Consider the following 12311-nt stretch of genomic DNA (forward strand, 5'->3'; position numbering starts at 1 on the left):
GTTACCGGGGAATAACGCCGCGCGTCGTTTCAATTTTCAGCTTGTTCCGGATTGTTAAAGAGCATAATACTTCGCAGCCCACCGTTTCCGGTACGCTCTGAAGTATTTCAGAAAACAGTATGGTGGAGCTAAGCGGGATCGAACCGCTGACCTCCTGCGTGCAAGGCAGGCGCTCTCCCAGCTGAGCTATAGCCCCATACAGTTACTGCAGAGACCGTCTACTACCAGGAGTGGCATTCTTCGTGCGAGGAATGCGATTTTTTCTCAGGCAAGGCGTGGCGATGCGAAGCATAGTTCACTATGCGAGCCGTCGTCACAACGCAGCATGAGGGAAAATCTGGTAGGCCTGAGTGGACTTGAACCACCGACCTCACCCTTATCAGGGGTGCGCTCTAACCACCTGAGCTACAAGCCTGTAGAGGTTTTTCTGCTCGTTACTTTCTATCAGACAATCTGTGTGAGCACTTCGAAGGCAGTATCTTCAGGTAAGGAGGTGATCCAACCGCAGGTTCCCCTACGGTTACCTTGTTACGACTTCACCCCAGTCATGAATCACAAAGTGGTAAGCGCCCTCCCGAAGGTTAAGCTACCTACTTCTTTTGCAACCCACTCCCATGGTGTGACGGGCGGTGTGTACAAGGCCCGGGAACGTATTCACCGTGGCATTCTGATCCACGATTACTAGCGATTCCGACTTCACGGAGTCGAGTTGCAGACTCCGATCCGGACTACGACGCACTTTATGAGGTCCGCTTGCTCTCGCGAGGTCGCTTCTCTTTGTATGCGCCATTGTAGCACGTGTGTAGCCCTACTCGTAAGGGCCATGATGACTTGACGTCATCCCCACCTTCCTCCGGTTTATCACCGGCAGTCTCCTTTGAGTTCCCGACCGAATCGCTGGCAACAAAGGATAAGGGTTGCGCTCGTTGCGGGACTTAACCCAACATTTCACAACACGAGCTGACGACAGCCATGCAGCACCTGTCTCACGGTTCCCGAAGGCACTAAGGCATCTCTGCCGAATTCCGTGGATGTCAAGAGTAGGTAAGGTTCTTCGCGTTGCATCGAATTAAACCACATGCTCCACCGCTTGTGCGGGCCCCCGTCAATTCATTTGAGTTTTAACCTTGCGGCCGTACTCCCCAGGCGGTCGACTTAACGCGTTAGCTCCGGAAGCCACTCCTCAGGGGAACAGCCTCCAAGTCGACATCGTTTACGGCGTGGACTACCAGGGTATCTAATCCTGTTTGCTCCCCACGCTTTCGCACCTGAGCGTCAGTCTTTGTCCAGGGGGCCGCCTTCGCCACCGGTATTCCTCCAGATCTCTACGCATTTCACCGCTACACCTGGAATTCTACCCCCCTCTACAAGACTCTAGCCTGCCAGTTTCGAATGCAGTTCCCAGGTTAAGCCCGGGGATTTCACATCCGACTTGACAGACCGCCTGCGTGCGCTTTACGCCCAGTAATTCCGATTAACGCTTGCACCCTCCGTATTACCGCGGCTGCTGGCACGGAGTTAGCCGGTGCTTCTTCTGCGGGTAACGTCAATCGACGCGGTTATTAACCACATCGCCTTCCTCCCCGCTGAAAGTACTTTACAACCCGAAGGCCTTCTTCATACACGCGGCATGGCTGCATCAGGCTTGCGCCCATTGTGCAATATTCCCCACTGCTGCCTCCCGTAGGAGTCTGGACCGTGTCTCAGTTCCAGTGTGGCTGGTCATCCTCTCAGACCAGCTAGGGATCGTCGCCTAGGTGAGCCGTTACCCCACCTACTAGCTAATCCCATCTGGGCACATCCGATGGTGTGAGGCCCGAAGGTCCCCCACTTTGGTCTCGCGACGTTATGCGGTATTAGCTACCGTTTCCAGTAGTTATCCCCCTCCATCGGGCAGTTTCCCAGACATTACTCACCCGTCCGCCACTCGCCACCCAAAGAGCAAGCTCTTCTGTGCTGCCGTTCGACTTGCATGTGTTAGGCCTGCCGCCAGCGTTCAATCTGAGCCATGATCAAACTCTTCAATTTAAGTTTGATTTGCTTAAACCAGTTAAGCGGTGCTCATCTGTAAAACGTCATAATGAATGTCATTATGTGTCCACTCGTGAGGCTTGATATTTTTTAAGCCCGAAGGCTTTGATATCTGCTCTCGAGTGCCCACACAGATTGTCTGATAAATTGTTAAAGAGCGGTGCAGTCAGCGGCTCAGCCTGCTGCTGCGAGGTGGCGTATATTACGCTACTCTCCTTCGGAGTCAACCCCTTTTTTCAGGGATTTTATCCGGCGACTCAGCGAACCGAATCTCCTGAACACCGCATTCCGTAAGCCGTTGTGCCGTGTCAGTGGAGGCGCATTATAGGGAGTTCTTCCGGGCTGACAAGCGCTAATTTAAAAAAAATTCGCGTTCGCACTAATTTTCAGCAGATCGCTGTTAATCACGCCGATTTGGCGGGCAATTGAGCGAATTCCTGCGCAAAGCGCCCTACCTGATGCCAGTCGGTATACTCTACTTCTTTTGTCTTATCCGTTTCCCCGCCGGTCATGCGCATAATCAGCTGGATCATTACCCGGTCGAACCAGCGGTAGCGCGGATAGCGCAGCGCGCCGGCGAACACGGCGCAGCAGTCAGGCTGCCACGGCGACTGCTGTAAAAACTTGCGCGTATAGGCATTGGTCTGCGGCGAGCGCTTCTCCGGCTTGCGCGCCGTCAGGTTCACGCAAAAGAAGCCGCTTACGCGCGTTTGCAGCTCGCGCAGATGCCTCTTGACGAATTTCGCCACCGCCGGATGGAAATTGCCGTAGCGGATCGAGGCGCCGATCAGCACCCGATCGTATTGCGTCCAGTCCACCGAGTCGGCATGCAGAATATTGAGGACGTCGCACGCCTGCCGCGCTTTCATCTCATTGGCGATATAAGAGGAGATTTCGCGCGCTTGCCCGTCGCGGCTGGAAAAGAGAATTAACGCTTTCATCGTGACTTCCTGTTTTGCTTATTCACGCCAGAAGGTCGGCGTAAAGAGGACTAGTAAGGTAAAGACTTCAAGACGCCCGAACAGCATGGTCGAGATCAAAATCCATTTCGCCACGTCATTCATCGATGTAAAGTTATCCGCCACTACCCCCAGGCCAGGGCCCAGGTTGTTCAGGGTCGCCGCAACCGCCGCAAAGGCAGAAAAGTCATCGACGCCGGTAGCGATAATCGCCAGCATGCTGACCAGAAACACCAGCGCATAAGCCGAGAAGAATCCCCACACCGCTTCCAGAATACGCTCCGGCAGCGCGCGGTTGCCGAGCTTAATGGTATAGACCGCGTTCGGGTGCACCAGACGCTTCAGCTCGCGCGAGCCCTGCTTGCAGAGCAGCAGAATGCGAATCACCTTCAGGCCGCCGCCGGTCGAGCCCGCCATGCCGCCGATAAACGCGGAACAGAGCAGCAGCACAGGCAGGAACAGCGGCCAGCGCGCAATGCTGTCGGTGGTGAATCCCGCCGTGGTCGCCATTGAAACCACCTGGAAGAAAGCCTGATTAAGCGTTTGCCAGCCGCTGGCGTAAACGTTATGAAACCAGAGCACCAGCGTGCAGATGACCACCAGCGTCAGCTGCACGCCGATAAAGGTGCGAAATTCGGGGTCGCGCCAGTAGACGCGCAGGTTGCGATTGCTGAGCAGCGAGAAGTGCAGGCCGTAGTTACAGCCGGAGATCAGCAGAAAGACAGCGATAATGGTATTGATGGTGCCGCTGTTGAAATAGCCGATGCTGGCGTCATGCGTTGAAAAGCCGCCGATGGCGATGGTGGAGAAGCTGTGCCCTATCGCATCGAACAGCGGCATGCCCGCCAGCCAGAGCGCTACCGCGCAGGCGACCGTCAGCAACACATAGATCAGCCACAGCGTTTTAGCCGTTTCCGCAATTCGCGGGCGCATCTTATTGTCTTTTAGCGGCCCTGGCATTTCCGCGCGGTAGAGCTGCATGCCGCCGACGCCCAGAATAGGAAGAATCGCCACCGCCAGCACGATGATCCCCATCCCGCCCAGCCATTGCAGCATCTGCCGGTAAAAGAGAATGGCTTTCGGCATGCTGTCGAGTCCCACCAGCGTAGTCGCGCCGGTGGTGGTCAGGCCGGAAAAGGATTCAAAGAACGCATCGGTCACGGAGAGATGCGGCTGTTCGGCGAAGATAAAAGGCATCGCCCCCACGCTGCCGAGCACCGTCCAGAACAGCACGACGATCAGAAAGCCTTCGCGCGGCTTCAGCTCGGTACGCTGTTTGCGGTTCGGCCACCACAGCAGCGAGCCGATCGCCAGCGCCATCAAAAAGGTCTGGCTAAACGCGCGCCCGGCGCCGTCGCGATAAATTAAAGCCACCAGTCCCGGCACAATCATGGTGACGGAAAAGAGGATCACCAGCAGACCGACAATGCGAGTAATGGCGCGAAAATGCATTCAGCCGTTCCTTAGAAAAGAGTTGTCAGGGTGTTAACGGGTCGAGGCTCAGCGCGCCCCGGCTAAAGTCAGAAAGCGTTTGTTTGAACGCCTCGATGTGCGCATAGGGCAGCGCCAGCGTCAGCGCGATGCGGTCAAGGTAGACAATCTCATCGATGCGGCCATCGAACCTGCCCAGCAGGCGTTCGATATCGCCGAGCTGAGCATAGTCGCACTGTAGCGTATAGCGTTTCATCGGCACTTTGCGCGTGCGCGCCAGCTGCCTGAGTCCTTGCTGTACGCCGCCACCGTAGGCTTTTACCAGCCCGCCGGTGCCGAGCATAATGCCGCCGTAGTAACGCACCACAACTGCGGTAATCTCGCCGATATCCGCGCCCATCAGCTGCGCCAGCATCGGTTTTCCCGCCGTGCCGGAGGGTTCGCCGTCATCGGAGAAGCCCAGCTGCTGCGAATCGTGCGGCGCGCCCGCAACCCAGGCCCAGCAGTGATGACGCGCGTCGGGATGCTCGCTTTTCACCTGCTGAACAAAGGCGCGCGCCGCCTCTACGCCGTCGGTATGGGCCAGCAGCGTAATAAAGCGGCTTTTCTTAATCGTCTCCTCGCTGACGCTGACGGCATCAGCGGGAATATCGTAAGCATCCATCAGGCAAGGTGCAGATCGCGCGTCATGTTCTCAATGCGGTTGGCATGCACCACCACGTTGTCTTCAATGCGGATGCCGCCATAAGGCTTCAGCGCGTCAATCGCCTGCCAGTTAAGATACTGGCTGAACGGGCCTTCACGCAGCGGCGCCAGCAGCGACTCGATGATATAGAAGCCCGGCTCGATGGTCAGCACCATGCCCGGCTCCAGCACGCGCGTGCAGCGCAGATAAGGATACTGCGCCGGCGCCGCGAGATGGGTGCCCGCTTCATCCTGCATAAAGCCTGCGACGTCATGAACCTGCAATCCAAGCGGATGGCCCAGTCCGTGCGGCATAAAGGGCCCGGTAATATTTTCCGCCACCAGCGCCTCTTCGCTTATGCCTTGCGCCAGGTCGAACTTCAGCAGCAGCTTCGCGATGCGCTGATGCATCTGCAGATGATAGTCGGTGTAGCGCACGCCCGCTTTCAGCGTGCCGATTAGCGCCAGCTCTTCGCTGTTCATCGCCGCGACCAGGCTGGCGTAAAGCGACTCTTTCTGCGCTGCGTAGCTGCGGGTTAAATCAGCGGCGTAGCCGAGGTATTCCGCTCCCGCGTCGATAAGGAAGCTGTGACGCTTCGCCGGCGGCTGGTGATCAAGCCGGGTGTAATGCAGCACGGCGGCATGCTCGTTAAGGGCGACGATATTGCCGTAGGGCACGTCGATATCGCGATGGCCGGTCGCCGTCAGGTAAGCCTGATTGATATCGAACTCGCTCAGACCAGAGAAAAAGGCCTCTTTCGCGGCGCGGTGTCCGGCGACGGCCAGCTTTTGCGCCTCGCGCATGCAGGCCAGTTCGTAATCGGTTTTGATGCTGCGGTGGTAGTGAAGAAAATCGATCACCGCTTTCGGGTTGATATTGTCGGCGCTGATGCCGAGCTGCGCGGCGCGCTGCACCACCGGTCCGATATAGGCGACATTTTCGCGCTGCGCGGGCAGCAGTTGCCCAATCTCGTCGGCGCTTTTCAGCCCGATCACGTCGACGGCGTCGGTCCAGAAACTGTTCGGCAGCGGCTCGACGTTATGCCAGTAATCAACCGGCGAGTAGAACCAGAGTTTCGGCTTATTGACGCCGTCGATCAGGAGCCAGCAGTTCGGCACCTGCGTGACCGGCACCCAGGCTTTGAACTGAGGATTCACCTTAAAGGGATAGTCATGATCGTCGAGAAAAACCGTTAGCAGTTCGCCGGAATGAATCAACATCGCATCCAGTTTATTGCGCGCCAGCACCTGCTGCGCCCGCTGTTGCAGCGTGGCGATATGCGTCTGATACAGCGTTTTCAGTGAATCCATTGCTCGCTCTCCCGTGTCGCGAAAATCGCCGCAGTGTAGCACAGCCGCCGCCTGAACGCCGCGTTCCCGACGCTGTGATCCTGTTAGCAAATAAGCAAACTTTGGTTTGCAAAAAATTAACACGAATCCCACACTCCTGATCATCTGGTATGACCAGATCCCCTTTCGCGATCAGGAGACGCACATGCTCTACCAAGGCGATACCCTTTCCCTGCGCTGGCTCGAAGACGGCGTCGCTGAGCTGCAGTTCGACGCCCCCGGCTCAGTCAATAAGCTCGACACCCGCACCGTCGCCAGCCTTGGCGAAGCGATTGGCGTGCTGGAGCAGCAAACCTCGCTGCGCGGCGTACTGCTCAGCTCGGCTAAGCCCGCCTTCATCGTCGGCGCCGATATTACTGAATTTCTCTCGCTGTTCGACGCGCCGACGGAAAAGCTCAGCCAGTGGCTCGCTTTCGCCAACAGCATCTTTAACCGGCTGGAAGATCTGCCGGTGCCGACCATCGCCGCGATAGACGGCTACGCGCTGGGCGGCGGGTGCGAATGCATTCTGGCGACCGATCTGCGCGTCGCCACGCCTGGCGCGCGCATCGGTCTGCCGGAAACGCGGCTCGGCATTATGCCGGGCTTCGGCGGCAGCGTACGCCTGCCGCGCCTGCTGGGCGCCGACGCCGCGCTGGAGATTATCGCCGCCGGAAAAGATGTCGACGGCGCCAGCGCGCTTAAGCTCGGGCTGGTCGATGCGGTGGTCAGCAGCGATAAGCTGCGCGCCGCCGCGCTCGCCATGCTGAAGGAAGCTATCGCGCAGGGCGACTGGCAGGCGCGCCGCGCGCCGAAGCTGGCGCCGCTGCGCCTTAGCCCGATTGAAGCCGCCATGAGCTTTACCGTGGCTAAAAACCTGGTGCTGCAAACCGCAGGCAAACACTATCCCGCACCGATCGCTGCGGTCAAAACCATCGAGGCCGCCGCCGTGCTGGGGCGCGACGATGCGCTGAAGCTGGAAACCGCCGCCTTCGTGCCGCTGGCGCAGAGCGATGAAGCGCGGGCGCTGGTCGGCATCTTCCTTAACGATCAGTACGTCAAAGGGCTGGCGAAAAAGTACGCCAGCGCCAGCAGCGCGCCGGAGCAGGCGGCGGTGCTGGGCGCAGGCATTATGGGCGGCGGCATCAGCTATCAGTCGGCGTGGCAAGGCGTGCCGGTGCAGATGAAGGATATTCAGCCGCAGGCGCTGACGCTGGGCATGAACGAGGCGAGCAAACTGCTGAATAAACAGCTGGAGCGCGGCAAGATCGACGGCGCCAGGCTGGCCAGCACCATCGCCATGATTCAGCCTACGCTCGACTATGCCGGTTTCGAGCGCGCCGATATCGTGGTCGAAGCGGTGGTCGAGAATCCGCAGGTCAAAGCGAAAGTGCTGGCGGAAACCGAACAGCATCTGCGCGCGGATGCGATACTCGCCTCCAATACCTCGACGATCCCCATCAGCCAGCTCGCCCAGGCGCTGCAGCGTCCGGAAAATTTCTGCGGCATGCACTTCTTCAACCCGGTGCCGCGTATGCCGCTGGTAGAGGTGGTGCGCGGCGAGAAAAGCAGCGACGCCACCCTCGGCAAAGTGGTGGCCTGGGCAAGCAAAATGGGCAAGACGCCGATCGTCGTCAATGACTGTCCCGGCTTCTTCGTCAACCGTGTGCTCTTCCCCTACTTCGCCGCCTTCAGCCTGCTGCTGCGCGACGGCGCGGACTTTCGGCAGATCGATAAAGTCATGGAGAAGCAGTTCGGCTGGCCGATGGGCCCGGCGTGGCTGCTGGATGTGGTCGGCATCGATACCGCGCATCACGCGCAGCGCGTGATGGCGGAAGGGTTTCCGACGCGCATGCAGAAGGATTACCGCGACGCTATCGACGTCCTGTTCGATGCGGGACGCTATGGCCAGAAGAACGGCAAAGGCTTTTACCGCTGGGAGACGGATCGCAAAGGCAAAGCGAAAAAAGCGCCCGATCCCGAGGTGGACGCGCTGCTTAACCCGGTTTGCGCCGCGACGCGCCTCTTCAGCGACGAAGAGATCCTCAATCGCATGATGATCCCGATGCTGAACGAAGTCGTGCGCTGTCTGGAGGAGAAGATCGTCGCCTCGCCGGCCGAAGCCGATATGGCGCTGGTCTACGGCCTCGGCTTTCCGCCGTTCCGCGGCGGCGCGCTGCGCTATCTCGACACGCTCGGCAACGGCAACGTGGTGGATCAGGCCAGACGCTACGGCGACCTTGGCCCGCTCTACCAGCTGCCTGACCTGCTGCTGCAGAAGGCGCATCAGCGCGAAAGCTGGTATCCGGCGGTTCAACCTATCGACGAAGCGGCGCTGCAAAGCGCCTGAGGACAGAAGATGGAAAATGTGGTGATTATTGACGCGGTCCGCACGCCGATGGGCCGTTCCAAAGGCGGCGCCTTTCGTCAGGTGCGCGCGGAAGATCTCTCCGCGCATTTGATGCGCGAGCTGTTAAGCCGCCATCCGGCGCTTAATCCCGCCACGCTGGACGACATCGTGTGGGGCTGCGTGCAGCAGACGCTGGAGCAGGGCTTTAATATCGCGCGCAACGCCGCGCTGCTGGCGGAAATTCCCCATCGCGTGCCGGCGACCACCGTCAATCGCCTGTGCGGATCGTCGATGCAGGCGCTGCACGATGCGGCGCGCGCCATTATGGTCGGCGACGCGCACGCCTGCCTGGTCGGCGGCGTCGAACATATGGGTCACGTGCCGATGAGCCACGGCGTCGATTTTCATCCCGGACTGGGCCGCACGGTAGCGAAAGCGGCGGGCATGATGGGGCTGACCGCCGAGATGCTGGCGCATATGCACCATATCGGCCGCGAACAGCAGGACGCCTTTGCGCTGCGCTCTCATCAGCGCGCCTGGGCCGCGACGCAGCGCGGCGATTTTCGCCGGGAGATCGTGCCAACCTACGGTCACGACGCCGACGGCGTGCTGAAGCGCTACGATTTTGACGAGGTGATCCGCGAGGAGACCAGTCTCGAAGGGCTGGCGGCGCTGAAGCCGGCGTTCGATCCGGTGAACGGCACGGTCACGGCGGGCAGCTCTTCGGCGCTCTCTGACGGCGCCGCCGCGCTGCTGGTCATGAGCGAAAGCCGCGCGCGCGAACTGGGGCTGACGCCGCGCGCGCGCGTCAGAAGCATGGCGGTCATCGGCTGCGATCCGTCGATCATGGGCTACGGTCCGGTGCCCGCCAGCAAGCTGGCGCTGAAGCGCGCCGGATTAAGCGTGGAGGATATCGACATATTCGAGCTGAACGAAGCGTTCGCCGCGCAGACCCTGCCCTGCATTAAAGATCTCGGTTTGCTGGATCGGCTGGACGATAAGGTGAACCTGAACGGCGGCGCAATCGCGCTCGGTCATCCGCTCGGCTGCTCCGGCGCGCGCATCAGCGCCACGCTGCTGAACATTATGGAACGACGCGATGCCCAGTTCGGCCTTGCCAGCATGTGCATCGGCTTAGGCCAGGGCATCGCAACCGTATTTGAGCGTCTGTAATACGTTAATACGTTGGATCACGTTGGAAGTCAGTTCCCGCCCGTCAGAGGCGGGTTTTTTCCGCCTGACGCCTAAATAAAGGCGAACGCGTCACCGAACATCTGCGCTTCTTTGGCGCCACGCTCGGCGCAGAAGCGGTCGCGCGCGATCTTCGCCATCTCGAAGCGGCCAGCGATATAGATATCGTGCTCCGCCAGGGTGGCGAAATCCTGCATCACTGCCGTCAGCACCGTGCCGGAACGTCCCTGCCAGCCCTCTTCCGGTTGTTCAACCACCGGCACCACGCGCAGATTAGGGTGCTTCACCGCCAGCGCATTGAGCTCGTCGAGATCGTAGAGGTGCTGCAGTTCGCGGCCGCCCCAGTAAATAGCGATTTCGCGATCCGGCTGCTGCGCCAGCGCGGTCAGCAGGATAGAGCGCGCATAGGAGAAGCCGGTCCCGCCAGCGATCAGGACGATCGGACGCGTGCTCTCTTCCCGCAGCCAGGCGTCGCCGTGCGGAATATCCACGGTGATCTGCCGGTCGTCGCGGATGCGATCCATGACCGCCATGGCGTAGAGATTGAGATCGGAGGCGCCGATATGCAGCTCGATAATCTCTTTTTCCATCGGGGTCGAGGCGAGCGAGAACGGACGCTTGTCGCGCTCGTCCATCACCACCATCAAATATTGCCCGGCGCGAAAGGTAAAATCCGCTTCGGGTATCAGGCGGACGCGATATACGGTATCGGTAATCGCTTCAACCGAAGTTACTTTACAGCTTAAAATCGTCATGCGTTCCCTCTGTCGGGTCGTCATTAGGGTTGTGCGCGCCGTCAGCGCTGCGGCGGCTGAGTAAAGATGCCTAAGTCATCCCAGATCGCGTCAATGCGCGCCGTTACGGCGGGATCTTTCACGATCGGTCGTCCCCACTCGCGCTGGGTCTCGCCCGGCCATTTATTGGTGGCGTCCAGTCCCATCTTGGAACCCAGGCCGGAAACCGGCGAGGCGAAGTCCAGATAGTCGATAGGCGTATTTTCCACCAGCACCGTGTCGCGTGCGGGATCCATACGGGTAGTAATGGCCCAGATCACGTCGTTCCAGTCGCGTGCGTTTACATCGTCGTCACATACAATAACAAATTTGGTGTACATGAACTGCCGCAGGAATGACCAGACGCCGAACATCACGCGCTTTGCATGTCCGGCGTACTGTTTTTTCATCGTCACCACCGCCAGGCGATAAGAGCAGCCCTCCGGCGGCAGATAGAAATCCACAATCTCCGGGAACTGCTTAATCAGGATCGGCACCAGCACTTCGTTCAGCGCGACGCCCAGCACCGCCGGCTCATCGGGCGGACGGCCGGTATAGGTGGAGTGATAGATGGCGTTCTGCCGTTGCGTCACGTGCGTGACGGTGAAAACCGGAAAGTTATCCACTTCATTGTAGTAGCCCGTATGGTCGCCATAGGGCCCTTCCGGCGCCATATCGCCCGGCTCGATATAACCTTCCAGCACGATCTCCGCGCTGGCGGGCACTTCCAGGTCGTTGGAGAGACACTTCACCACTTCGGTTTTGTTGCCGCGCAGCAGACCAGCGAAGGCGTACTCCGACAGCGTATCCGGCACCGGCGTTACCGCGCCGAGAATGGTGGCGGGATCGGCGCCGAGGGCGACGGAAACCGGGAAGCGTTCGCCAGGATGGGTTTGGCACCACTCCTGATAGTCGAGCGCGCCGCCGCGATGGGAGAGCCAGCGCATAATCAGGCGGTTTTTGCCAATCACCTGCTGGCGATAGATGCCCAGATTCTGCCGCTCTTTGTGCGGCCCGCGCGTAACGGTCAGTCCCCAGGTAATCAGCGGCGCGGCGTCGTCCGGCCAGCACTTCATCACCGGAATGCGCGACAGGTCGACCTCATCGCCGCTGAACACCACCTCCTGACAGGGCGCGTTGCGCAGCCGTTTGGTGGGCATGTTCAACACCTGTTTGAACTGCGGCATCTTGTCGAACAGATCGCGAAAGCCTTTCGGCGGCTCCGGCTCTTTCAGAAACGCCAGCAGCTTGCCGACTTCGCGCAGCGCGCTGACCTCTTCCTGGCCCATGCCCATCGCCACGCGTTTCGGCGTGCCGAACAGGTTGCACAGCACCGGCATGTCATAGCCTTTGGGATTTTCAAACAGCAGCGCCGGTCCGCCGGCGCGCAGCGTGCGGTCGGCAATTTCCGTCATTTCCAGCTCAGGATCGATAGAGTGGCTAATGCGCTTTAACTCGCCGCGCTGTTCCAGCAGCGTGAGGAAGTCTCGTAAATCGTGATATTTCATGCGGCCTTCGCTTCCAGCCAAAGTGAATCGGCCATTATAGGGCCGATTCCTGAGG

8 protein-coding genes, 2 tRNA genes and 1 rRNA gene are annotated in these 12311 nt (G+C 59.5%); 2 read left to right on the top strand and 9 right to left on the bottom strand.

Annotated features, from left to right (window positions below; translation table 11 throughout):
* Window positions 1-120: 120 nt before the first annotated feature.
* From AC6I7Z_RS18090 to pepQ, 7 genes are all read right to left on the bottom strand, one after another.
* Window positions 121-196, bottom strand: a tRNA-Ala gene (locus AC6I7Z_RS18090).
* A gap of 142 nt (window positions 197-338) precedes the next feature.
* Window positions 339-415, bottom strand: a tRNA-Ile gene (locus AC6I7Z_RS18095).
* A gap of 71 nt (window positions 416-486) precedes the next feature.
* A 16S ribosomal RNA gene (locus AC6I7Z_RS18100) occupies window positions 487-2028 on the bottom strand.
* A gap of 407 nt (window positions 2029-2435) precedes the next feature.
* Window positions 2436-2972, bottom strand: coding sequence for a menaquinone-dependent protoporphyrinogen IX dehydrogenase (hemG, locus tag AC6I7Z_RS18105; RefSeq protein ID WP_497815210.1), 537 nt, complete (start codon window positions 2970-2972; stop codon window positions 2436-2438).
* 18 nt (window positions 2973-2990) lie between these two features.
* On the bottom strand, window positions 2991-4442 hold the full coding sequence (gene trkH / locus AC6I7Z_RS18110; RefSeq protein ID WP_033754677.1) for a Trk system potassium transporter TrkH: 1452 nt from the start codon (window positions 4440-4442) through the stop codon (window positions 2991-2993).
* A 25-nt stretch (window positions 4443-4467) separates the two neighbouring features.
* Window positions 4468-5085 (bottom strand): IMPACT family protein, encoded by a 618-nt coding sequence (locus AC6I7Z_RS18115; protein ID WP_497815211.1) that lies wholly within the window; start codon window positions 5083-5085, stop codon window positions 4468-4470.
* The gene (gene pepQ / locus AC6I7Z_RS18120; RefSeq protein WP_497815212.1) at window positions 5085-6416 is read right to left on the bottom strand and encodes a Xaa-Pro dipeptidase; all 1332 of its coding nucleotides are present in this window, start codon (window positions 6414-6416) and stop codon (window positions 5085-5087) included. Before pepQ ends, AC6I7Z_RS18115 begins: the two co-directional genes overlap by 1 nt.
* A 184-nt stretch (window positions 6417-6600) precedes the next feature.
* Between pepQ and fadB the strand changes: the two genes are divergently transcribed.
* Both fadB and fadA read left to right on the top strand, forming a co-directional pair.
* A complete protein-coding gene (fadB, locus tag AC6I7Z_RS18125; protein ID WP_497815213.1) occupies window positions 6601-8784 on the top strand; it encodes a fatty acid oxidation complex subunit alpha FadB in 2184 nt (727 codons plus the stop codon).
* A 9-nt stretch (window positions 8785-8793) separates the two neighbouring features.
* Window positions 8794-9957: an acetyl-CoA C-acyltransferase FadA gene (gene fadA, locus AC6I7Z_RS18130; protein ID WP_048786990.1), complete on the top strand. Its 1164-nt coding sequence runs from the start codon at window positions 8794-8796 to the stop codon at window positions 9955-9957.
* A gap of 71 nt (window positions 9958-10028) precedes the next feature.
* Here the strand turns inward: fadA and fre are convergent, their stop codons facing one another.
* Window positions 10029-10730 carry an NAD(P)H-flavin reductase gene (gene fre / locus AC6I7Z_RS18135; RefSeq protein WP_096072400.1) on the bottom strand — a complete coding sequence of 234 codons (702 nt, stop codon included), beginning with the start codon at window positions 10728-10730 and terminating at the stop codon, window positions 10029-10031.
* A 41-nt stretch (window positions 10731-10771) separates the two neighbouring features.
* On the bottom strand, window positions 10772-12256 hold the full coding sequence (gene ubiD, locus AC6I7Z_RS18140) for a 4-hydroxy-3-polyprenylbenzoate decarboxylase (RefSeq protein WP_033754664.1): 1485 nt from the start codon (window positions 12254-12256) through the stop codon (window positions 10772-10774).
* Between the last annotated feature and the right edge of the window lie 55 nt (window positions 12257-12311).

It is taken from the genome of Pantoea sp. X-Soil-MYKO-1289, from assembly GCF_059730625.1.

What these genes read in the sequence shown, in the direction of transcription:
- fre (WP_096072400.1), bottom strand. Translation starts at nt 10,730, where the DNA reads ATGACGATTTTAAGCTGTAAAGTAACTTCGGTTGAAGCGATTACCGAT.
- pepQ (WP_497815212.1), bottom strand. Translation starts at nt 6,416, where the DNA reads ATGGATTCACTGAAAACGCTGTATCAGACGCATATCGCCACGCTGCAA.
- hemG (WP_497815210.1), bottom strand. Translation starts at nt 2,972, where the DNA reads ATGAAAGCGTTAATTCTCTTTTCCAGCCGCGACGGGCAAGCGCGCGAA.
- trkH (WP_033754677.1), bottom strand. Translation starts at nt 4,442, where the DNA reads ATGCATTTTCGCGCCATTACTCGCATTGTCGGTCTGCTGGTGATCCTC.
- fadA (WP_048786990.1), top strand. Translation starts at nt 8,794, where the DNA reads ATGGAAAATGTGGTGATTATTGACGCGGTCCGCACGCCGATGGGCCGT.
- AC6I7Z_RS18115 (WP_497815211.1), bottom strand. Translation starts at nt 5,085, where the DNA reads ATGGATGCTTACGATATTCCCGCTGATGCCGTCAGCGTCAGCGAGGAG.
- fadB (WP_497815213.1), top strand. Translation starts at nt 6,601, where the DNA reads ATGCTCTACCAAGGCGATACCCTTTCCCTGCGCTGGCTCGAAGACGGC.
- ubiD (WP_033754664.1), bottom strand. Translation starts at nt 12,256, where the DNA reads ATGAAATATCACGATTTACGAGACTTCCTCACGCTGCTGGAACAGCGC.